This is a genomic window from Mesorhizobium sp. WSM4906, from assembly GCF_029674625.1.
Classification (GTDB): Bacteria; Pseudomonadota; Alphaproteobacteria; order Rhizobiales; family Rhizobiaceae; genus Mesorhizobium.
The window spans coordinates 4,510,986-4,532,244 of the sequence record NZ_CP121355.1 but is presented as its reverse complement, the minus strand read 5'-3'; the positions used below and the strand labels follow the sequence as shown (position 1 = coordinate 4,532,244).

Sequence of the window (21,259 nt, the reverse complement as noted above, 5' to 3'; positions counted from 1 at the left end):
ATAACCGCAAGACCTTAAACCGCGTCGCCCAAAAGTGCGCGGCGGTTTTGGTGTGACGACATGCATCAAACAAAAGGATTGAAGCGCGTCGCTGGAATCCGCTTCAAGCGCGACGCGCTTTAATCGTCCTCGGCCAGGTATTTTTCGAGCCAGTGGATGTCGTAATCGCCATTGGCGATATCCGGATTGCCGACAAGGTCGCGGAACAGCGGCAGCGTCGTCTTGATGCCGTCGACGACGAACTCGTCGAGCGCCCGGCGCAGCCGCATCATGCATTCGACGCGGTTGCGCCCATGCACGATCAGCTTGCCGATCAGGCTGTCGTAATAGGGCGGGATCCTGTAGCCGGAATAGACGCCGGAATCGACGCGGACGCCGAGGCCGCCTGGCGTGTGGAAATGCGTGATGGTGCCGGGCGACGGCGTGAAGGTGCGCGGGTCCTCGGCATTGATGCGGCATTCGATGGCGTGGCCGTTGAACTTGATGTCTTCCTGCCTGACCGACAGCCCGCCGCCGGAGGCGACGCGGATCTGCTCATGCACGAGGTCGATGCCGGTGATCGCCTCGGTCACAGGATGCTCGACCTGCAGGCGGGTGTTCATCTCGATGAAGTAGAACTCGCCGTTCTCGTAGAGGAATTCGATGGTGCCGGCGCCGGAATAGCCGAGATCGGCGATCGCCTTGGCGCAGATGCCACCGATGCGCGCGCGCTCTTCGGAATTGAGGGCGGGGGAGTTGGCCTCCTCCCAGACTTTCTGGTGGCGGCGCTGCAGCGAGCAGTCGCGCTCGCCGAAATGCACGCCGCGGCCGGCGCCGTCGCCGAACACCTGCAATTCGATATGGCGCGGCTTTTCCAAAAATTTCTCGATGTAAACGGCGTCGTCGCCGAAGGCGGCGCCCGCTTCCGACCTTGCCGTCTGCAGCGCGACTTCCAGGTCGGCTTCCGAGCGGGCCACCTTCATGCCGCGGCCGCCGCCGCCGGCCGAAGCCTTGATGATCACCGGATAGCCGATCTCGGCAGCAACGCGTTTCGCTTCCTTTTCGTCGCTGATCGCGCCGTCCGAACCCGGCACCACAGGGATGCCGAGGCGTTTTGCCGTGCGCTTGGCCTCGATCTTGTCGCCCATGATGCGGATATGGTCGCCGGACGGGCCGATGAAGGTGATGTTGTGGGCAGCGAGGATGTCGGCGAACTTGGCGTTCTCCGACAGGAAGCCGTAGCCCGGATGCACGGCGTCGGCGCCGGTGATCTCGCAGGCGGCGACGATCTGGTGGATGTTGAGATAGCTTTCGCGCGACGGCGGCGGACCGACACAGACGCTCTCGTCGGCGAGCCGCACATGCATGGCGTCGGAATCGGCCGTCGAATGGACCACCACCGTCTGGATGCCGAGCTCCTTGCAGGCGCGCAGCACTCTAAGTGCGATTTCGCCGCGATTGGCGATGAGGACCTTCTGGAACATCTCTCCGCTGTTCCCGGCTCTACTCGATGACCACGAGCGGCATGCCGTATTCGACCGGCTGGGCATCCTCGATCAGGATCGCCGTCACCGTGCCGGCGCGCGGCGAGGGAATCTGGTTCATCGTCTTCATCGCTTCGATGATCAGCAGCGTCTGGCCTTCCTTCACCTTCTGGCCAATCTCGACGAAGGGCTTGGCGTCGGGCGAGGGCGCCAGATAGGCGGTGCCGACCATGGGCGAGGGTACGGCGTTCTTGGCAGGATCGGCTGCGGCCACAGGCGCTGCCGCCGCTGCCGTCTGGGCCGGTGTCATCGCAACCGGTGCGGGAAGTGGCGCAGCGACTGCATGGACGGCCTGCGACTGGCGCGAGACGCGCACCTTCAGGTCGCCGAGCTCGACCTCGATCTCGGTCAGGTTGGTGTCGTTCAGTATGCCAGCCAGATCGCGGATCAGCTGCTGGTCAACACCGTTCTTCTTTATCGACATATTCGAGCCTTCTGTTTGTGCGCCGGTCACAGGCGTGCCGCCAGCGCTTGCAGCGCGAGCGTGTAGCCCAACGGCCCGAACCCGCAGATCATGCCGACTGCGACCGGCGCGACCATGGAGACGTGGCGGAAAGGCTCCCGCGCGTGGATATTGGAAAGATGGACTTCGGCGACGGGCAACGGCGCGACGGCGCGGATGGCGTCATGGATGGCGATCGAGGTGTGACTGTAGGCACCTGGATTGATGACGATCCCGGAAGCCCTGTCGCCGGCTTCCTGGATCCAGTCGACGAGGTCGCCTTCGTGATTGGACTGGCGAAAATCGATCTCGAGCCCGAGCGCCGCGCCGGCGGCCTTGCAATCCTCCGCGATGGCGGCAAGCGTCTTGCCGCCATAAATCCCCGGCTCGCGCTTGCCGAGTGCGTTGAGGTTGGGACCGTTGAGGACGAATATCGTTTTCAAAATGCCGACCTTCTTCAACGCCGGCCCCAAGCCGGCGCGCCGGACCTCTATAATGGGCATAGCCGCCCGCGAAAAGAGCGCAAGTGCGTTCTTTCGCTGTCCACAACAGGCGGAAAACCGCCTGTTGGCGCAGCCCGCGACAGCTCAGAGCGCGCTCTTGGCCTCTTCGATCTTTTCCGCCAGGACCTGCTGTCCAAGCGCGCCGAACACCACCTCGTTGCCGACGACATAGGACGGCGTGCCGGTGATCGACAGCTTGGTGGCGAGGTCGTAGGTCCGCGAGAGCGCCTCGTTGATGCTCGGATCCTTCATCTTCTCGCGCAGCTTCGCCTCGTCGGCGCCGAGCGAAAGCGCGACCCTCATGGCGGTTGCCTCGGTGGCGCGGCCCTGGCCGCCAAGCAACGCGGTGTGGAATTCGCCGTACTTCTCCGGCATCATCAGGTGAAAGGCCATCGACACCATGCTGGCCTTCTGTGAATCCGGGCTGAGGATCGGGAATTCCTTGAGAACGAAGCGCAGGTCGGGATCGGCCTTGGTGAGCGCCTTCATGTCTTCGATGGCGCGTTTGCAGAAGCCGCAATTGTAATCGTAGAACTCGACGATGGTGACTTTGCCCTTCGGGTTGCCGACGACGCCGTCGAAAGTGGAGTTGAAGATCTCGTCCTTCGCGTTCTTGATGACGCCGAGCGCGGCGAGCCGCTGCTCTTCCTTCTGCTTGGCCTCGAGCGCGTCCTGAACCTCGAGCAGAACCTCCGGGTTCTTCAGCAGATAGTCGCGGATGATGCCTTCGACCTCCTTGCGGTCGACCTTGGTGTCGGTGGAAGCCACCTGGATGGCCTGCGTCGTATCGGCCTTCGCGGCCTGCGGGCTTCCTGCCACGAAGCCGAATGCCAGCATGCCGAGCGCTACCGCTACGCCGGCGCTGCCGAGCAGGATTGCCTTGTTCATGATCATTTCCTTCTGCCTGTCCCTGGCCACTCTAGTCGCCGCGCACGGCCGGGAGGTTCATTTGAGCTTGTTCGATGGCGTGTAGTTTATGATATCCTGCGCGCGAAGCCAGCCAGGCTCGCCGCGCTTCAACTTCTGCTGAGCGCGCATGGCAAAAATCTTCGCATTCTTGTAGTCGGCCGAATAGTAATGGCCTTCCGCCGTCGCAAGATCGGCGGCCGGTATTTGCCCCAATTCGCCATAGGCTTGCGCCAGATAGCGGTAGGCTTCCGCATTTTCCTTGTCGCGGCCGATCCCGTTGTTGAGCTGGGTCACCGCCTTCTTGATCGAATCCGGCGTGCCGACCGCCATCAACGCCTGGCCGAGCGAGACCATCAGCAAACCGGACCGCGCCGGATCGAGGCTGACGGCCTTGGCATAGGCATCCGCGGCATCCTTTGGCTTGTTGACCTTCATCAGGATGTCGCCGCGCAATTCCTGGAAATAGGGGTTCTTCGGCTGCTCCTTGATCAGCGCCGCCGTCTTGGTCAGCGCTGCGCCTGGATTGCCGTAGAGATAGGTCTGCTGCGCGTCGCCGTAGCGCGAGGCGAGGCTGGTCGGGTTCTTGCGCATCAGCCGCGCCACGGCCGCCTGGCCCTGCATGTAGGCGGCGATCTTGATGCGCATCATGTCGTGCCGCTGTTGCAGCGCCGGTGGGTCGACTTGGTTGACGTATGGACTCGCCTTGACCAGCACTTCGAGGTTGGCGATGCGCTCCTGCGGCATCGGATGGCTGATCCGGTAGGGATCGAGCTGGGTGCCTGACAGCGAAAGCGCGCTCTGGAAGCGGGAAAAGGTCTTCAGCATGCCCATGCCGGACTGGCCGGTGGCGTTGAGATAGGTGATCGCCGAGCGGTCGGCGGTGATCTCTTCGCCTCGCTGATAGGCAAGGATGCTGCGCTGCGCCATCTCGCCGCCGCCGGCGGCGACGCCTATGCCTGCGCCGGCAAGGCCGCGGCTGTTGGTCGTGGCGCCGGCGACCATCGCGCCGGCCCCAAGCAGCGTGGCGATGATGGCCATCGTCTTGGCGCGGTCGAGCTGGTCGCGCAGCTTCTGCTGGTGGCCGCCGGCGATATGGCCGGCTTCGTGCGCGATGACGCCGATGATCTCGTTCGGCGTTTCGGCCGTCACCAGCGCGCCGGTGTTGATGAACAGGCGGCGGCCGGTGACGAAGGCGTTGAAGCTCGAATCGTTGACGAGAACGATGTCGATGCCGTCATTGGCGAGGCCTGCCGCCTTGAAGATCGGCCGGGCATAGTCGCGCACCAGCGCTTCGATCTCGGCGTCGCGCACCACCGGAACGCCTTGTGCGAAGGCATTCACGGAAGTCGATACCGCGACTGCGGCAGCAAGCAGAAGTGTCGCGAATCCGCGCGCGGTTCGCCTTATTGCGGTCGATTTGCCAATCATCGTTCGGGTCGGCTCAACATGACAGGTCCTGGTAGACGAGCGGGCGAAGGATGAAAAGTCGGCGCCGATAACTTCCTGCGCGCTTGTGATCCCCACATCAATCGGGCATTTGTGCGGCGCTGCCGCCGAACTGCGGCAATTCCAGAAACCGCGCAGCGGTTTTCCACACGGAATTGCTCCAACAAAAAAGGCAGGCTGGACGAGAGGTCAAATGGTCGTTTCGCTTTCACGCCGCGGCGAGGTCGAGCCGTTCCATGCCATGGATATTCTGGCCGAAGCCAACCGGCTGAAGGCCACCGGCATTCCCGTGGTGTCGATGGCGGTCGGCCAGCCGTCGGACCCCGCGCCGGCCGGAGTCCGTGAGGCTGCGGCTCTTGCGCTCAAACATGGCCGCATCGGCTACACCGACGCTTTGGGGCTGGCTGAGCTGCGCAAGGCGATTGCCGAACACTATGGCGAGCACTACGGGATCGATGTCGCACCTGGCCGCATCGCCGTGACCACGGGCTCGTCCGCCGCCTTCAACCTTGCTTTCCTGGCGATGTTCGACCCGGGCGACCGCATCGCTATCGCCGCGCCCGGCTATCCGGCCTACCGCAACATCATGGCCGCGCTCGGCATCGAGATCGTCGAGATCGAGCTTGGATCGGACGCCTATCTGCATGCCGACCACCTGAAGGCCGCGCATCGCGAAAAACCGCTGAAAGGCGTGCTGTTCGCCAGCCCCGCCAATCCGACCGGAGCGGTCATTCCGGCCGACGAGCTTTCCGCGCTGGTGAAGACCGCCGAAGAGCTCGGCATCGCAGTGATATCGGACGAGATCTACCATCGTCTGGCTTATGCCGCGCCCGATGTCACGGCGCTCGCCCATGGCGCCGGCGTGACGGTGATCAACTCCTTTTCGAAATACTACTGCATGACCGGCTGGCGCATCGGCTGGATGGTGCTGCCGGAGGAGCTGGTGCGGCCGGTCGAGCGCATCGCCCAGAGCCTCTACATCTCGCCGCCGGAATTGTCGCAGGTCGCGGCGATCGAGGCCTTCAAGGCAACCGAGGAACTGGAAGCGGTGAAGGCGCGCTATGCCTGGAACCGCGACCTTCTGATGAAGCGCCTGCCGGAACTCGGCTTGGCCCTTGCGGCACCCATGGACGGGGCCTTCTACGCCTTCTGCGATGTCACCCGGCACACCAATGACAGCATGGCCTTCGCGCGCAAGATGCTGGCCGAGGCGCATGTGGCGGCTACACCGGGCCGCGACTTCGACCCGCTGCAGGGTCACCGCACCATGCGCTTTTCCTATGCCGGCAGCCACGACGACATGGTCGAGGCGCTGGCGCGCATCGAACGCTGGCTGAAATAGAAGCCATGCCGGAACTGGAGCAAGCGCTGGCCGAGGTGGCCGCCGAAATGGCGGAGCGCACCGATCGTGGCGATGTCGCCACCTACATCCCGCAGCTCGGCAAGATCGATCCAAAGAAATTCGGCATTGCCGCGGTGACCAATGACGGCCGCGTCATCCTTGCCGGCGACGCCGATCAGCAGTTTTCCATCCAGAGCGTCTCGAAGGTATTCACCCTGACGCTGGCGCTGGGCAAGGTTGGCGACGCGCTCTGGCACCGCGTCGGCCGCGAGCCGTCCGGCAATCCGTTCAATTCGATCGTCCAGCTCGAGCATGAGAACGGCATTCCGCGCAATCCGTTCATCAATGCCGGCGCCATCGTCGTTTCCGACGTCCTGCTCGCCGGCCATCAGCCGCGCGAGGCGATCGGCGAAATCCTGCGCTTCGTCCAGTTCCTTGCCGACGACGACACGATCATCATCGATCGTGAGGTCGCGGCCTCCGAGCGCGCCACCGGCTACCGCAACTTCGCTCTGGCCAATTACATGAAATCCTTCGGCAATCTCCATCACGAGCCGGAGCTGGCGCTCGGCGTCTACTTCCACCATTGCGCCATTGCGATGAGCTGCCGGCAGCTCGCCATGGCTGGCCGCTTCCTCGCCAATGGCGGCAGGAATCCGGCGACCGGCCATTCGGTCGTGTTGCCGGAGCGGGCGCGCCGCATCGGCGCGTTGATGCTGACCTGCGGCCACTATGACGGCTCCGGCGACTTTGCCTTCCGCGTCGGCATTCCGGGCAAGAGCGGCGTCGGCGGCGGCATTCTCGGCATCGTGCCGGGCGTGGCCTCGATCGCCGTCTGGTCGCCAGGCCTCAACGAGTACGGCAACTCCAAGCTCGGCTCCATCGCGTTGGAGAAGCTAGCCAGGATGATGAACTGGTCGATCTTCGCGCCTTGAGCCAATGCATGTCGCCCAAAAGTGCGCAGCGGAGAAGCATCAAAACAAAAGCTTAAGGCGCGGCGCGCCTGGATCCGCGACGCGCCTTAAGGGTTCGGCTTCAGAAATCGAAACGCATCGAAAACAAAAATCCCGCGCCGGGGTGGCGCGGGATTTTTGTTAAAAGATCAGCCTAGTCGACTGAAAATTCTAGAAAAAGCCTTTCCGCTGCCACCAGCCGGCGCGCTTCGGCTTTTCTTCGGCCTTGGCCTCCTCGGAGACGTTGGACGAAACGATGGGAACGACCGGCGCGTCGATCGACTGGGGCTTGCGCCGCGTCGGGTGCGCATTGGCGGGCGCCTCGGCCTCGCTCGGAGCGGAAGCGGCTGCTGCCAGTTCCGGTTCGGCAACCTCGGGCGCGGCGGACTCCTCGACCGGCTCGGGCGCGGTCTCGGCCACCTTTTCCTCGGCAGCCTTCTTTGATCGCGAAGCACGGCGCGGCTTCTTCGGCTTCTCCGTCTCCGATGCATCGTCATTGGCGGGCGAGGGCGCGGCCTGCTCTTCGGCTGCAGCGACCGGCGGCGCGCCTTCGGGAGCTTCGACTTCCGCTTCACCGCCTTCGAGACCATCGCCGGCGCTGGCATCGGCCCCGGTTTCGCCTTCCTCGCGGCGATTGCGCTTGCCGCCGCGCTTGCCGCGACGGCGCTTCTTGCCGTGATCCTCTTCGGCCGCTTCCGCGCCGGCCGGTGCTTCAGCCGTTACCTCGGCCGTTGCTTGGTCTGACGCCGCGGCTGCATCCGCCGGCGCTGGGGCGGAAACGGCATCGCCATGGGCCGGATGCTCGCGGTCGCGATCCTTGCCGCCGCGCCGCCGCCGCCGCTTGCGGCGCTTGCGGCCGCCTTCTCCGTCCTCGGACCGCTGCTGTCCCTGCTGCGGGTGACGCGGCTGTTCGGCCTGGACCGAAACCTCCTCTTCCTCCTCGACGACGATCTCGTCCTCGGGTTCCTCCATCTCGACATAGGTCGGCAGGCTGCGCACCTCGACGAAGCCTTCCGGCTTCTCCGCCACGGCGCCGCGGAAGATCGCGTAGTGCTGCGCGCCCAGCGTCTCGTCGGCTTCGAGCGTTATGGTCAGGCCGAACCGGGCCTCGAGCTCGACCAGGTTGGCGCGCTTGTGGTTGAGCACATAGAGCGCGGTGGCGGCAGGCGTGCGCACGGTGATGTGGCTGCGCGAATCCTTGAGCAGGAATTCCTCGATCGCCCGCACCACCATCAGCGCCACAGAAGAGTCCGAGCGCACATGGCCGGTGCCGCCGCAATGCGGGCAGGGCTTCATCGTCGATTCCAGCACGCTGGCGCGGATGCGCTGGCGCGACATCTCCATCAGCCCGAAATGCGAGATGCGGCCGACCTGGATGCGGGCGCGATCGTTCTTGAGGTGATCCTTCAGCCGCTTCTCGACGGAGCGGTTGTTGCGGTTCTCCTCCATGTCGATGAAGTCGATGACGATGAGGCCGGCAAGGTCGCGCAGCCTGAGCTGCCGCGCGACTTCCTCGGCGGCTTCCAGATTGGTGTGGAGCGCGGTGTCCTCGATCGAATGCTCCTTGGTGGAGCGGCCGGAGTTGACGTCGATCGAGACCAGCGCCTCGGTCTGGTTGATGATGATGTAGCCGCCGCTCTTCAGCGTCACCTGCGGCTGCAGCATGCGGTCGAGCTGCGCCTCGATGCCGTTGCGCACGAAGATCGGCGTGGTGTCGCGGTAAGGCTGCACTACCTTGGCGTGGCTCGGCATCAGCATGCGCATGAAGTCCTTGGCCTCGCGATAGCCGTCCTCGCCGGAGACCAGGATCTCGTCGATGTCCTTGTTGTAGAGGTCGCGCACCGAGCGCTTGATCAGGCTGCCTTCCTCATAGACCAGGGCAGGGGCCGTGGACTGCAGCGTCAGGCTGCGGACGTTTTCCCACAGCCGCATCAGATATTCGTAGTCGCGCTTGATCTCGGCCTTGGTGCGGCTTTCGCCGGCGGTGCGCAGGATGACGCCCATGCCCTGCGGCACTTCGAGGTCGGCGACGACCTCCTTCAGCCGCTTCCGGTCCTGGGCGTTGGTGATCTTGCGCGAGATGCCGCCGCCACGCGCGGTATTGGGCATCAGCACCGAGTAGCGGCCTGCGAGCGAGAGGTAGGTGGTCAGCGCCGCGCCCTTGTTGCCGCGCTCTTCCTTGACGACCTGGACCAGCAGGATCTGGCGGCGCTTGATGACCTCCTGGATCTTGTACTGGCGGCGGACCGGCTTACGGCGGTTGCGGACCTCTTCCAGCGCATCCTCGGCGCCGACGGATTCGATCTCGTGCTCGTCGGAATGCGCCGACTGCACCTCTTCGAGCATGCCGCGATCGTTGTCGCTGGGGGCGGCTTCGCTGGCCGGAGCGACCTCGCTGTCGGATTCGGCCTGCGGCACCGCTTCCGAAATCACGTCCGCGTCGACACTCGCAGCCATCGAGGTGGGGCCGCCCTCGGACGGCTTGTCATCCGCGTGCCCGGCGGCTTCGCTTTCGGCGGTCTCGCTGCTGCTGGCCTCGGGAGCCTTGTTCCCCTCTTCGCCGGTTGCCTCGGTCACGGCCTCGACGGTCTCGGAGACTGTTTCGGCGGTCTCCGTCGGGGCATCGGCTGCATCGCCGGGCGCATTGTCGGAATCGTCTGAGGCCGCGGTCTCCCCGGCGTTTTCGCTAATTTCCTCGGAACCGGCAGCTTCAGCACCGCGCTTCTGCTCGGCGCGGTCGCGATTCTTGCCGCCGCGCCGGCGGCTGCGGCGGTTGCCGCGATCGCGCGCCTGCTGTTCCTCGCCAGCCTCCACCTCCTCGTCGTCTTCATCCTCGGCCTCCTGCGCTTCGGCGCGCAGCAGTGCCTGACGGTCGGCGACCGGGATCTGGTAGTAGTCGGGGTGAATTTCACTGAAGGCGAGAAAACCGTGACGGTTGCCGCCATATTCGACAAAGGCTGCCTGTAGGGAAGGTTCGACGCGGGTTACGCGGGCGAGATAGATGTTTCCTTTGAGCTGCTTCTTGTCCTGGGATTCAAAGTCGAATTCTTCGATGCGGTTACCGCGAACGACAACAACGCGTGTTTCCTCCGGGTGGGAGGCGTCTATCAGCATCTTGTTGGGCATTATTTCGTTTCCTCCCGGCAGCCATCAGCCGCAGCTGGCGAGGCAGACCCCGCCGCTGTGTGCCTGGATTTGTGTGGATGCCGGATAATTGAATGTCCGCCGGCCGGAGCTTCAACGCGATGGCGGTGCCGCCCGCAGCCACAATGGCGCGGTTCGATGCGGACCTTTCCATGATTGCGCTTGAAGCCATCGGCACCCAGCAGAACCTTTTGAACCAAAGCCCGGGCTTTAGCCGGACCAGCTTGTTTGCTCATACAGAGCCGGCGCGGGACATCCCCGGCCGTTTTCATCGCGCAAGCGATCCCCCGCCACGGGAGTGCGCCTACGAAAATCGTCGCGATCACCTGAAACCCGGAAGCGCCTTCATATCTTACCCCGGCGGGAAATGCAGAGGCGGGCGGTTCCAGGATTGCAGTGATCCAATGTCGCTTTTATGATTTGGCGGGGTGGAAGGCAACCCCGATTTCGGATGCCGGCAAAAAGCGCTTCCGTTGGGGAAGGTCGCGCTCCACCGCTGCATGAAAAGGCTTGGTTAACCTTCTCTGGATACCAATCGTTAATCGAGTTGGCGGCCAGACAGGCCCTTCTGTGAAACGACCCGGCGCATGGCGCCAAACCGGGAGCGACGGACAAGAGATGGGACTGGCAGGCACCGCAGACAAGTGGCGTGGCGCCGCCGGCCATCTCCGACTGATGGCAAGAACCCTTTTCCTGCTGGCGGTCCTGCTTGGCCTGACCGCCGCCGCGCGGGCCGATGGGCTGCTTGGCGCAACCGGCTACAAGATGGCCGGCGACGCCACCAGGATGCGCATCGTCGTGACCTTCGACCGCGAACCGGACGTGAAGTGGTTCCTGCTGCGCGGCCCCAACCGCCTTGTCGTCGACCTGCCGCGCACGCGATTCGCTCTCAACGCCAAGGATGTGAAGCCGCGCGGGCTCGTTCGCGCTGTTCGCTACGGCGATCAGGGCAAAGGCTCGCGGCTGATCCTCACGGGCAAGGGGCCCTTCGTCGTCGACAAGCTTGACGTGCTGAAGAATGACGACGGAAGTGGCTATCGCATCGCCATCGACATGTCGGCCGCATCGGCACGGGAATTCGACGAAGCCCTCGCCAACCAGTCGCTGACGACCGGCTCGACCGTTTCCACCGACAAGGGCGGCCGCGTCGGCACCGGGCCGGTTTCCGCGCCGGGTCACCGTTTCACGGTCGTCATCGATCCCGGCCATGGCGGCGTCGACGGCGGCGCGGAGAGCCCCGGCGGCACGGTTGAGAAGAACGTCACGCTCGCCTTCGCCGCTGAGTTGCGCGACAAGCTGGCCGCGGTCGGCAGCTATGATGTGTTTATGACGCGCGACAACGACACGTACCTGCCGCTCGACGAGCGCGTACGCATCGCCCGCCAGCATGAGGCCGATCTTTTGATCTCCATCCATGCCGACACCATCGCCGTGAAGGGTCTCCGAGGCGCCACGGTCTATACATTCTCCGACAAGGCTTCCGATCCCCAGGCTCAGGCGCAAGCCGACCGCGAAAACCTGTCCGACCAGTTCGCCGGCATGAAGATCGAGGACGACAACAAGGATGTCACCGACATCCTGATCGACCTGATCCGCCGCGAGACGCACGGCTTTTCGATGAGTTTTGCCCACACGCTGGTCGGCCAGCTGTCGACCAGCGTCGGCCTGATCAACAATCCGCAGCGCTCGGCGGGCTTCAAGGTGCTGAAGGCGCCCGACGTTCCCTCCGTGCTGGTCGAGCTTGGCTATCTCTCCAACAGCAAGGACGAGGCGCAGCTGCTCAGCGCCGACTGGCGAGGCAAGGCGGCCCAGAGCATAATCAACGCCGTCGCCCTGTTCGTCGCGGCGAAAGCCGGAGCGCGGGCTGGCGGCTGACGGGACTGCACCAGCCCACAACCACAAGCCGTCCCACAACCACAAGCGGCGTTGCGCGACAACAACACGTGGCGTTATTATTTGTCGGACCGAGTCCTGAAATTTGGCGCTGCCGTATTTTGTCCACATGGTGGCGACATGGGTTTTTCATTGCGGATTGGGAACCGCCCCGGGAAGCTTGCGCGACTGTCGGCTTCGTCTAGGAAAATCCCGAACCTCGGACTGGAGCGGGCATGATTCGTCTCATCGGCTATTTCTTCGGCATCGGCACGACGCTGGCGCTGCTGGTCGCTGCCGGCCTCGCCATCTACATCGGCCATCTGACGAAGGATCTGCCCGACTACGAAGTCCTGGCCAAATACGAGCCGCCGGTGACGACGCGCATCCATGCGTCCGACGGCTCGCTGATGGCTGAGTATGCGCGCGAGCGGCGCCTCTATCTGCCGATCCAGGCGGTCCCGGATCGCGTCAAGGCAGCCTTCATGTCGGCCGAGGACAAGAACTTCTACAACCACCCCGGCATCGACATCACCGGCCTTGGTCGCGCAATCATCGTCAACCTGCAGAATTTCGGCTCCGGCAGGCGTCAGGTCGGCGCCTCGACGATCACGCAGCAGGTGGCCAAGAACTTCCTGCTCACCGCCGACCAGACCTATGAGCGCAAGATCAAGGAGATGATCCTGGCCTTCCGCATCGAGCAGGCCTATTCGAAGGACCGCATCCTCGAACTCTACCTCAACGAGATATTCTTCGGCTTCGGCGCCTATGGCGTCGCGGGCGCCGCGCTCACTTATTTCGACAAGTCGGTCAATGAGCTCACCGTCGCCGAGGCCGCTTACCTCGCTTCGCTGCCCAAGGGCCCCAACAACTACCATCCGTTCAAGCATGCCGACCGCGCGCTCGAGCGCCGCAACTGGGTCATCGACCAGATGGTCGCGAACGGTTACGTCAGCCATGACGAGGGCGAGAAGGCCAAGGCCGAGCCGCTCGGCGTTAAGCCGCGCCGCAACGGCTCCTATCTGTTCGCGGGCGAATTTTTCACCGAGGAGGTGCGCCGCCAGATTATCGCCCGCTACGGCGAGAACGCGCTCTACGAGGGCGGCCTGTCGGTGCGCACGACGCTCGATCCGAAGATCCAGCTGATCGCCCGCAAGTCGATGCAGAACGGGCTGCTGAAATACGACATGCTGCGCGGCTATCGCGGACCGGTGACCCATATCGACATTTCCGGCGACTGGGGCGTTCCGCTCGGTGCCGTCAAGGGGCTGGAGGACGTGCCGGAATGGACGCTGGCCGTCGTGCTCGACAGTTCGGCCGACGGATTGACCATCGGCATTCAGCCGGCGCGTCAGGTCTCCGGCGACCTCGTCAAGGACCGTGTCGAGGGAACCGTCAGCAAGGACGATATGGGCTTCGCCATGCGCCATTTCGTCAACGGCAAGTCCGTCAGGGCGAAGTCTCCGGCGGAAGTGCTGGAGCCGGGCGACGTCGTCTTCGTGCAGAAGAACGACGGCTCGGACAATGCCTACAGCCTGCGTCAGGTGCCCGAGGTGGAAGGCGGCCTGGTTGCCATGGACCCGCATACCGGGCGTGTGCTGGCCATGGTCGGCGGCTTCTCCTACGCGCAGTCGGAATTCAATCGTGCGACGCAGGCGATGCGCCAGCCAGGCTCCTCGTTCAAGCCGATCGTCTATTCGGCGGCGCTCGACAACGGCTACACGCCGGCATCAGTGATCATGGACGGCCCGATCACCATACAGAGCGGCAACACGACCTGGACGCCGAAGAACTATGACGGCACGGTCGCCGGCCCCGCCACCTTGCGTTCGGGCATCGAGAAGTCGCGCAATCTGATGACCGTGCGGCTCGCCAACGACATGGGCATGAAGCTGGTCGTCGAGTACGCCGAACGCTTCGGCGTCTACGATCATCTGGCGCCCTATCTGCCGATGGCGCTGGGCTCCGGCGAGACGACGGTCATGCGCATGGTGTCGGCCTATTCGATCATGGCCAATGGCGGCAAGTCGATCAAACCGTCGCTGATCGACCGCATCCAGGATCGCTATGGCAAGACCGTCTTCAAGCAGGACGAACGCGGCTGCGAGGGCTGCAACGCCACCGAATGGAAGAACCAGCCCGAGCCGGAACTGGTCGACAATTCCGAGCAGGTGCTCGATCCGATGACCGCCTACCAGATCACCTCGATGATGGAGGGCGTCGTGCAGCGCGGCACGGGCGCCACCATCGCCGAGCTTGGCCGCCACATCGCCGGCAAGACCGGCACGACCAATGACGAGAAGGACGCCTGGTTCATCGGCTTCACGCCGAACCTGGTCGTCGGTCTCTACATGGGCTACGACACGCCGCGCGGCCTCGGCAAGGGCGCCACCGGTGGTGGTCTCGCCGCGCCGATCTTCAAGGATTTCATGCGCGTCGCTCTCGACGGCACGCCCAATGTCGACTTCCAGGTTCCGGAAGGCATGAAGCTGATCGCCATCAACCGCAAGACCGGCATGCGCGCAGCCGAGGGCGATCCCAACACCATCATCGAGGCCTTCAAGCCCGGCACCGGTCCGGCCGACAGCTACTGGGTCATCGGCATGGGCGCGGACGGTTCCAACGGCGCCGGCGGTGCCTTGTCGCCGCAGGCCAATCAAGCCATCCAGGACGGCGGCGGCGGCCTCTACTAGGATTTCAGAATTCCGGAATGGGCCGGCGAGACAACGCCGGCCCATTTCGCTTTACAGGCGGCGGTGCCGTGCCTATGTATCGCGCCGATTCCGAACAGAACGAGAAAAACAGGACAGAACGAAGACCCATGCGCGCGGAGACGCAGAACATTGTCGACGAGATCAGGCAGGCGATAACCCTGCTGAGGAGGCATCTTTGACTGGGATCAGGCCATAAAGCGGCTTGAATACCTCAACTCGCGCGCCGAGGATTCCAGCCTCTGGAACGACCCCATCGAAGCGCAGAAGCTGATGCGGGAGCGCCAGAACCTCGAGGAAGGCATCGGGGCTGTCAAAGGGCTGACCCAGGCGCTCGAGGACAATATCGGCCTGATCGAGCTTGGCGAGGAAGAGGGCGACGAGGGCGTCGTCGCCGAAGCCGAAGCCGCGTTGCGCTCCATGCAGGGCGAGGCCAAGGCCCGCCAGGTCGAGACGCTGCTCTCGGGCGAAGCCGACGCCAACGACACCTATCTCGAAATCCATGCCGGCGCCGGCGGCACCGAGAGCCAGGACTGGGCCTCGATGCTTCTGCGCATGTACACGCGCTGGGCCGAACGGCGTCGCTTCAAGGTCGAGGTGCTGGAAGTCCACGATGGCGAGGAGGCCGGCATCAAGTCGGCCACCGTGCTGATCAAGGGCCACAACGCTTATGGTTGGCTGAAGACGGAATCGGGCGTCCATCGCCTGGTGCGCATCTCGCCTTACGACAGCAATGCCCGCCGCCACACCTCGTTCGCCAGCGTCTGGGTCTATCCGGTGATCGATGATTCGATCGAGATCAATGTCTCGGAATCCGACGTGCGCATCGATACCTATCGTTCCTCCGGCTCGGGCGGCCAGCACGTCAACACGACCGACTCGGCGGTCCGCATCACCCATCTCGCAACCGGCATCGCGGTCGCCTGCCAGGCCGAGCGCTCGCAGCACAAGAACCGGGCCAAGGCCTGGGAGATGCTGCGCTCCCGGCTCTACGAGGAGGAGCTGAAGAAGCGCGAGGCGGTAGCCAACGCCACCGAGGCATCGAAGAGCGACATCGGCTGGGGCCACCAGATCCGCTCTTACGTGCTGCAGCCCTATCAGCTGGTGAAGGATCTGCGCACCGGCGTCGAAAACACCAGCCCGTCAAGCGTGCTCGACGGCGACCTCGACGAGTTCATGGAGGCCTCGCTGTCGCATCGCATCGAGGGCGGCGCCGGCGAGGCTGTGGCGGACCTCGATTAAAGCGCGTCGCGATCTTTCAGATTCGCTCCATACGCTTTAGGTTTTTTGCGCATGTCTTTGTCCCGAAACCGGTTCCCACTTTCGGAGACAGGCGTTAGGGTCCCACGCATCACGGCGACGGAGGAGCCAATGGTTCGAACGCTTACGGGAAAGTGCTTCTGCGGCCAGGCTCGCTACGAGGTGGCCGACGAGTTCGTCTACGCCGCGAATTGCCATTGCTCGAACTGCCGTCGCACCACGGGCTCGGCCTTCAAACCCTTCGCCGGCATCGAGCGCGACAAGTTTCGTCTCACCGCGGGCGGCGACAGGCTGCTGATCCACGGTGATGCCGACGGCCACGACGCGCATTGCGGGCAATGCGGCTCGCTGCTCTATTCATTGGTGCGTGAGGGCGCCTACGTCCATGTCGCCATGGGGACGTTGACGGACGACCCCAGCATTCGCCCGAATGCACACATCTTCGTCGGTTCCAAGGCGCCATGGTTCACGATTACGGACGACCTGCCGCAATATCGTGAACATGTCACCGGCTGACAGCCGGAACTTCCATTAGCGGAATTTCGTTCTTAGGCACCCTGGTCGCAGGCTTGTCGTTCAATTCTCATTAACCAAGTCGGCGCACCTTTTTGCGGCCGATGCTGCAGCCCCGGTGCGATCCGAGGGCGCGCCCACTTCTTGCGCCGGCCAAGGAATCAGCCCAGCATTCGGGCTGGGGGATAGAAGCATTTATGGCCGGACGCGGCTTATCTGCGACTGACGATCCGGCCACTGGGAAGACACGTTCCGGGAACGGGCAAGCGAAAACGCTTGAAGCTCGAAAGGAACGCTTCGATGTCTGCTGCCAAGTCAAGATCGGCCCGAGCCGTTCGCCCGGCCGGCCGACTCCTGTTTTCCCTGTTCGCCACAGTTGGGATGGTGACGCTGACTGCAACCGCCGTCGCGCACGACGCCAAACCCACGGCGGCGCTACCGCAAGGCTGGAGCTACCCCTTTGCCTGTTGCGCCAACTATGATTGCAAGGAGGTGCCGCAGACATCGATCGGCGAGCGGCCGGACGGCTATGTGATAAAAGGCACGGGCGAAGTGGTCGCCTACAGCGACAAGCGGGTCAAGAATTCGCCCGACGGCGAATATCACTGGTGCGCGCACCAGGCCGGGCTCGATGCCGGCAAGACCATCTGCCTATTCGTGCCCCCGCCGTCCTACTAAAGCGCGTCGCGATCTTTCAGGTTCGCTCCATGCGCTTTAGGTTTTTGATTTTACGCATGTCTTTGTCCCGAAACCGGTTCCCACTTTCGGGATACATGCTTTAGGCTCTGAATACCTGGCCGGGCTGGGTGCCCGGTCAAAAGCGCGTGACGGGCTGACCCTGGGTAGGGCAGTGCCACCGACTCTGCCGACAATGGTTGTCAGGACCACTTCTTTATGTTGCCTTGCAGTTGGAGCAATTCCAGACGGGCGGCGGACAAGGAGAGGTGACGTTCATGACCATCAAGGGAAGCTGCCATTGCAAGGCGACGACGTTCGAAGTGTCCGAAGCGCCGCAGACTGTAACGCAATGCACTTGCTCTTTCTGCTCCAAGCGTGGGTCGCTCTGGGCATATTACGTCCCGTCGCAGTTCAAGCTCACCAGCCCGCCCGAGAACGTCTCCTTCTACCGCTGGGGCTCGAAAACCATCAAACACGGCTTCTGCGCCACTTGCGGCTGCGGCACCTTCACCGAAACCCCTGATTGGTCGACCGGTGAGCCTGACTTCGACAACCCGAAGATCAGCGTCAACTCCCGGCTGTTCGACGATTTCGACCTCGACAAGGTCGAAGTGGTGGTGATCGACGGCAAGAACCTCTGGTAGCACTTTGCCGTTCCGCTTTTTGCCGCAATTCATGTTACAAGGCATGCGGAAGGGCTGATTTGGCGCGGCCGCGATGGCTGCGATTTGGAGAGGGACCATCTTATGAAGAAGACCGTGCTCGTCGTCGTGGCGACGGCTGTGCTCGTGAGCGCCTGCACCACTACCGATCCGTATACCGGTGACCAGAAGATCTCCAACACGGCGGCCGGCGCCGGCCTCGGCGCCCTGGCAGGCGCCAGCCTTGGTCTGCTTGCCGGCGGCAATGACCGCCGCAACGCATTGATCGGCGCGGGCATCGGCGCGCTCGCCGGTGGTGCGATCGGCGCGACGATGGACCAGAACGAGGCGGAACTGCGCCGCCAGCTGCAGGGCACCGGCGTCAGCGTCACCCGCAGCGGCGACCAGATCATCCTCAACATGCCGTCCGACATCACCTTCAACGTCGACCAGGACGCGGTGAAGCCTGGCTTCTACCCGGTGCTGAACTCGGTGGCGCTGGTGTTGAACAAGTTCCGCCAGACCACCGTCGACGTCTTCGGCCACACCGATTCGACCGGCGGCGACGAGCACAATTTCGACCTGTCGCAGCGCCGCGCCCTCGCGGTCGCCAACTACCTCTCCGGCCAGGGCGTCGATTCCCGCCGCTTTGCCGTCACCGGCTTCGGCAAGACGCGTCCGATCGCCTCCAACGCGACGGCCGCCGGCCGCGCCCAGAACCGGCGCGTCGAGATCCAGCTGTCGCCGCTCACCTGAGAAAAGCCGCTTCCAGCGGAGAGCGGCCCGATCAAACAAAAACGGCTCCTCCGGGGGCCGTTTTTGTTCGTCCTGACCGCAACTTAGATCGAAAGTCTTAGGACATTAGCTTCTTCTAATTGGCACTTTTCCAGAACCAGGGAAAAGACTAGCATCGACGCTGTTCCAGAGGGGATGAGGCGGTACAACTGGCCGCGCTATCAACATTTCGCCTCGGTCTTGCACGGCCAGATCAAAGTCTGGGAGGAATGCATGACAAGAACGGCTCGCTTAGGGCGCTGCGGCGTCCTCGTTTTGACTGGTCTTTTTGGCGCTTGGCTCGGCACCGCCACGGCTCAGGCCGAAGACGCCAACAAGGCCGACCTCGAAGCCTTGAAAAAATCGTTGGCCAAATACGAAGACTACCAGGCCGCCATCCGCGATCTCTATCTGTCGACCGAAGGCTGCGTCTACTACAGCGGCGAAAAGATACCGGGCACGATGGACTATCCGAAGGGCGCCATGGGCGTCCATTTCGTCAACGTCCCGAGCGTCGGCAAGAAGCTCGACCCGATGAAACCCAACGTGCTGATCTACGAGCCGACCAAGAAAGGCTTGAAGCTGGTCGCGGTGGAATGGCTGGTGCCGCTGACGCCGGACGTCAAGGAAGCGCCGAGCCTATTTGGCCAGAAATTCATGGGGCCGATGGAGGGGCACTATCCGCTGATCCCGAAGGAGTTCGTGCACTACGATCTTCACGCCTGGCTGTTCAGCGACAATCCGAACGGCATGTTCAGTCCGACGAACCCGAAGGTGAAATGCAACAAGGCCGAGTTTCCGATGCTGGAGAAACCGACCAAGATGATGCCCGGGCCGATGTAAGGATAGCACGGCAATTCCATCGGAGCGGATCGCGTCCTTGCGGGCGCGGCGGCCCCGGTGGGGCATATATACCGCTGGGAATACGCAAGGCGGAATGCAAGGTCGGCAGGAAGGCGGTGCGGGCCGGAGAGGATAGGCGCGCGCCAACTGGGTCGGCGTCGACCTAGCGCCGCCGCGCGGCGACGGCCTTGGTCGGCAGCGCCGGCAATTCCTCCATCACCCGGCTCAGCGGGAAGATGGCGATGGCCTCGGTGCCTTCGCGCAGCTTGGAGTGAAGCTCGAACTCGCCGTCATGCATATCGAGCAGGCCCTGCACGATCGGCAGGCCGAGACCGGTTCCCTGCTCGGCGCTCTTGATGGCGATCGTGCCCTGGCCGAAGGCCGAAAGCACCACGGGGATTTCCTCTTCCGGTATGCCGGGACCGTTGTCCTTGACCGAGATGTACTGACCGCCGCCCGCCGTCCAGCCGACACGGACGCGGACTTCGCCACCCGACGGGGTGAACTTGATGGCATTGGACAACAGGTTGAGTGCGATCTGCCGGATTGCCCGCTCGTCGCCGAACAGGCGCGGCAGGGTGGTCTCGAACTCCTGGATGATGCGGATGTCCTTATTGCGGGCCCTGAGCTCCATCATGTGGCAGCAGTCCTCGACGATCGTCACCAGCACCACCGGCTCCTCGTTGAGCTGGTAGCGGCCGGCCTCGATGCGCGACAGGTCGAGGATCTCGTTGATAAGGTCGAGGAGATGCTGCCCGGAATCATGCACGTCACGCGCGTAATCGCGATAGGTCGGGTTGTTCATCGGTCCGAGCACTTCATTGGCCATCACTTCAGAGAAGCCGAGGATGGCGTTGAGGGGCGTCCTCAGCTCATGGCTCATCGAAGCGAGAAAGCGCGACTTCGCCAGATTGGCGTCCTCGGCCCGCCGCCTGGCCTCGTCGGACATCGACTTCGCCGTCTCGACCTCGGCGATCAGCGCGTCCTTTTCGGAACGGAAGGAGAGCACCATCCACGAAGCCTGGTTGAGATGGCGCGCGACGTAGCCGAAAAAGGGCAGGGCGGCGAACAGAAGCGCCGCCATGATCCCTTCGATCGGCGTCCAAACACGTGCGACGGCATAGGCATAGACCGCGACCGGAACGGCGAAGGTCGCAAGCAGGGCGCCGCCCAGCGACGATGCCATGACCGCGGTCGTCGCCATGGCGACCAGAAGCACCATGGCTTTGACGACATGGAACTGGTCGACCTGGCATGTGGCGCAGCCCAGCCAGGCGAACCAGGCCCAGCCGAGGCCGCATAGCGCATGGCCGATCAGGAAATCGCGGCGCGTCCGTACCGGGTCGAGCTCGGCCGCCTCCGTGCGCTCGACGCGCCGCGCCATGAAGGCGACGATCGTGTAGCAGAGAAGGGTGAAAAGAGCCCAGATGGCGACCTGGTTGCCCAAGCCGGCAAAGCGGCCGACTGCCGCCACGGTGAGCACGAGCAGCGGTATGGCGATCGCGCTGACCGCCATGGCGCGCGCATGCAGCTTCAGCAGCTCGCGGTCGAAGTCGAGGCTGCCGGCCTGCTGCGAGAGACGATCACGCGTCCTGCGCACCGCGCGCGCCACATCGCTGTTGCGATGCGGTTTCCTGCGGTCCACAATGAATTTGTCCGCTGTGTCCGAGCGTAGCAAAGGCATGCCAAGTTCAATTTCTGCGCG

General features: G+C 63.6%; 18 protein-coding genes. 11 read left to right on the top strand and 7 right to left on the bottom strand.

The window, feature by feature from the left end; translation table 11 throughout:
• Positions 1 to 119 precede the first annotated feature (119 nt).
• The 5 genes from accC to QAZ22_RS21700 form a co-directional block, all read right to left on the bottom strand.
• Positions 120 to 1,463, bottom strand: a complete 1,344-nt coding sequence (gene accC / locus QAZ22_RS21720) for an acetyl-CoA carboxylase biotin carboxylase subunit (RefSeq protein ID WP_278202745.1) — start codon at positions 1,461 to 1,463, stop codon at positions 120 to 122.
• 19 nt (positions 1,464 to 1,482) lie between these two features.
• Positions 1,483 to 1,947 (bottom strand): acetyl-CoA carboxylase biotin carboxyl carrier protein, encoded by a 465-nt coding sequence (accB, locus tag QAZ22_RS21715; protein WP_278202744.1) that lies wholly within the window; start codon positions 1,945 to 1,947, stop codon positions 1,483 to 1,485.
• 26 nt (positions 1,948 to 1,973) lie between these two features.
• Complete coding sequence (aroQ, locus tag QAZ22_RS21710; RefSeq protein ID WP_278202743.1) at positions 1,974 to 2,408, bottom strand: type II 3-dehydroquinate dehydratase; 435 nt, start codon at positions 2,406 to 2,408, stop codon at positions 1,974 to 1,976.
• A gap of 144 nt (positions 2,409 to 2,552) precedes the next feature.
• Complete coding sequence (locus tag QAZ22_RS21705) at positions 2,553 to 3,356, bottom strand: DsbA family protein (RefSeq protein WP_278202741.1); 804 nt, start codon at positions 3,354 to 3,356, stop codon at positions 2,553 to 2,555.
• A 57-nt stretch (positions 3,357 to 3,413) separates the two neighbouring features.
• Positions 3,414 to 4,805 (bottom strand): M48 family metalloprotease, encoded by a 1,392-nt coding sequence (locus QAZ22_RS21700; RefSeq protein WP_278202739.1) that lies wholly within the window; start codon positions 4,803 to 4,805, stop codon positions 3,414 to 3,416.
• Between the two features lie 211 nt (positions 4,806 to 5,016).
• Between QAZ22_RS21700 and QAZ22_RS21695 the strand changes: the two genes are divergently transcribed.
• Entirely contained in the window at positions 5,017 to 6,165 is a 1,149-nt protein-coding gene (locus QAZ22_RS21695; protein WP_278202738.1) for an aminotransferase class I/II-fold pyridoxal phosphate-dependent enzyme, read from the top strand.
• Between the two features lie 5 nt (positions 6,166 to 6,170).
• Positions 6,171 to 7,100, top strand: a complete 930-nt coding sequence (locus QAZ22_RS21690; RefSeq protein WP_278202737.1) for a glutaminase — start codon at positions 6,171 to 6,173, stop codon at positions 7,098 to 7,100.
• Between the two features lie 189 nt (positions 7,101 to 7,289).
• On the opposite strand, the gene QAZ22_RS21685 is transcribed toward QAZ22_RS21690, so the two are convergent.
• Positions 7,290 to 10,244, bottom strand: a complete 2,955-nt coding sequence (locus QAZ22_RS21685; RefSeq protein WP_278202736.1) for an Rne/Rng family ribonuclease — start codon at positions 10,242 to 10,244, stop codon at positions 7,290 to 7,292.
• A 92-nt stretch (positions 10,245 to 10,336) separates the two neighbouring features.
• Between QAZ22_RS21685 and QAZ22_RS21680 the strand changes: the two genes are divergently transcribed.
• The 9 genes from QAZ22_RS21680 to QAZ22_RS21640 all read left to right on the top strand — a co-directional run bounded on the left by QAZ22_RS21680 (position 10,337) and on the right by QAZ22_RS21640 (position 19,554).
• Entirely contained in the window at positions 10,337 to 10,681 is a 345-nt protein-coding gene (locus QAZ22_RS21680) for a hypothetical protein (protein ID WP_278202735.1), read from the top strand.
• 199 nt (positions 10,682 to 10,880) lie between these two features.
• Positions 10,881 to 12,137: an N-acetylmuramoyl-L-alanine amidase gene (locus tag QAZ22_RS21675; protein WP_278202734.1), complete on the top strand. Its 1,257-nt coding sequence runs from the start codon at positions 10,881 to 10,883 to the stop codon at positions 12,135 to 12,137.
• 233 nt (positions 12,138 to 12,370) lie between these two features.
• Positions 12,371 to 14,827 carry a penicillin-binding protein 1A gene (locus QAZ22_RS21670; RefSeq protein WP_278202733.1) on the top strand — a complete coding sequence of 819 codons (2,457 nt, stop codon included), beginning with the start codon at positions 12,371 to 12,373 and terminating at the stop codon, positions 14,825 to 14,827.
• Between the two features lie 128 nt (positions 14,828 to 14,955).
• Positions 14,956 to 16,087, top strand: a protein-coding gene (gene prfB / locus QAZ22_RS21665; RefSeq protein WP_278202732.1) for a peptide chain release factor 2 whose coding sequence is annotated in 2 segments (ribosomal slippage) — positions 14,956 to 15,021 and positions 15,023 to 16,087 — 1,131 coding nt in all. Because the reading frame shifts where the segments join, the coding sequence is not laid out codon by codon here.
• A gap of 129 nt (positions 16,088 to 16,216) precedes the next feature.
• On the top strand, positions 16,217 to 16,621 hold the full coding sequence (locus tag QAZ22_RS21660; RefSeq protein ID WP_278202731.1) for a GFA family protein: 405 nt from the start codon (positions 16,217 to 16,219) through the stop codon (positions 16,619 to 16,621).
• Positions 16,622 to 16,918: 297 nt separating this feature from the next.
• Positions 16,919 to 17,296, top strand: a complete 378-nt coding sequence (locus QAZ22_RS21655) for a hypothetical protein (protein WP_278202730.1) — start codon at positions 16,919 to 16,921, stop codon at positions 17,294 to 17,296.
• A 275-nt stretch (positions 17,297 to 17,571) separates the two neighbouring features.
• Positions 17,572 to 17,940 (top strand): GFA family protein, encoded by a 369-nt coding sequence (locus tag QAZ22_RS21650; protein WP_278202729.1) that lies wholly within the window; start codon positions 17,572 to 17,574, stop codon positions 17,938 to 17,940.
• A gap of 102 nt (positions 17,941 to 18,042) precedes the next feature.
• Positions 18,043 to 18,693 carry an OmpA family protein gene (locus QAZ22_RS21645; RefSeq protein ID WP_040969274.1) on the top strand — a complete coding sequence of 217 codons (651 nt, stop codon included), beginning with the start codon at positions 18,043 to 18,045 and terminating at the stop codon, positions 18,691 to 18,693.
• A gap of 252 nt (positions 18,694 to 18,945) precedes the next feature.
• Positions 18,946 to 19,554, top strand: coding sequence for a hypothetical protein (locus tag QAZ22_RS21640; protein WP_278202728.1), 609 nt, complete (start codon positions 18,946 to 18,948; stop codon positions 19,552 to 19,554).
• A gap of 163 nt (positions 19,555 to 19,717) precedes the next feature.
• Here QAZ22_RS21640 and QAZ22_RS21635 read toward each other — a convergent pair whose 3' ends face one another.
• The gene (locus QAZ22_RS21635) at positions 19,718 to 21,238 is read right to left on the bottom strand and encodes an ATP-binding protein (RefSeq protein ID WP_278202727.1); all 1,521 of its coding nucleotides are present in this window, start codon (positions 21,236 to 21,238) and stop codon (positions 19,718 to 19,720) included.
• Positions 21,239 to 21,259 lie beyond the last annotated feature (21 nt).

Coding starts and splice junctions, on each gene's coding strand:
- QAZ22_RS21660 (WP_278202731.1), top strand. CDS start 16,217: ATGGTTCGAACGCTTACGGGAAAGTGCTTCTGCGGCCAGGCTCGCTAC.
- QAZ22_RS21690 (WP_278202737.1), top strand. CDS start 6,171: ATGCCGGAACTGGAGCAAGCGCTGGCCGAGGTGGCCGCCGAAATGGCG.
- accB (WP_278202744.1), bottom strand. CDS start 1,947: ATGTCGATAAAGAAGAACGGTGTTGACCAGCAGCTGATCCGCGATCTG.
- QAZ22_RS21640 (WP_278202728.1), top strand. CDS start 18,946: ATGACAAGAACGGCTCGCTTAGGGCGCTGCGGCGTCCTCGTTTTGACT.
- QAZ22_RS21650 (WP_278202729.1), top strand. CDS start 17,572: ATGACCATCAAGGGAAGCTGCCATTGCAAGGCGACGACGTTCGAAGTG.
- QAZ22_RS21695 (WP_278202738.1), top strand. CDS start 5,017: ATGGTCGTTTCGCTTTCACGCCGCGGCGAGGTCGAGCCGTTCCATGCC.
- QAZ22_RS21700 (WP_278202739.1), bottom strand. CDS start 4,805: ATGATTGGCAAATCGACCGCAATAAGGCGAACCGCGCGCGGATTCGCG.
- QAZ22_RS21675 (WP_278202734.1), top strand. CDS start 10,881: ATGGGACTGGCAGGCACCGCAGACAAGTGGCGTGGCGCCGCCGGCCAT.
- QAZ22_RS21655 (WP_278202730.1), top strand. CDS start 16,919: ATGTCTGCTGCCAAGTCAAGATCGGCCCGAGCCGTTCGCCCGGCCGGC.
- QAZ22_RS21685 (WP_278202736.1), bottom strand. CDS start 10,244: ATGCCCAACAAGATGCTGATAGACGCCTCCCACCCGGAGGAAACACGC.
- QAZ22_RS21645 (WP_040969274.1), top strand. CDS start 18,043: ATGAAGAAGACCGTGCTCGTCGTCGTGGCGACGGCTGTGCTCGTGAGC.
- QAZ22_RS21680 (WP_278202735.1), top strand. CDS start 10,337: ATGTCCGCCGGCCGGAGCTTCAACGCGATGGCGGTGCCGCCCGCAGCC.
- QAZ22_RS21705 (WP_278202741.1), bottom strand. CDS start 3,356: ATGAACAAGGCAATCCTGCTCGGCAGCGCCGGCGTAGCGGTAGCGCTC.
- accC (WP_278202745.1), bottom strand. CDS start 1,463: ATGTTCCAGAAGGTCCTCATCGCCAATCGCGGCGAAATCGCACTTAGA.
- QAZ22_RS21670 (WP_278202733.1), top strand. CDS start 12,371: ATGATTCGTCTCATCGGCTATTTCTTCGGCATCGGCACGACGCTGGCG.
- QAZ22_RS21635 (WP_278202727.1), bottom strand. CDS start 21,238: ATGCCTTTGCTACGCTCGGACACAGCGGACAAATTCATTGTGGACCGC.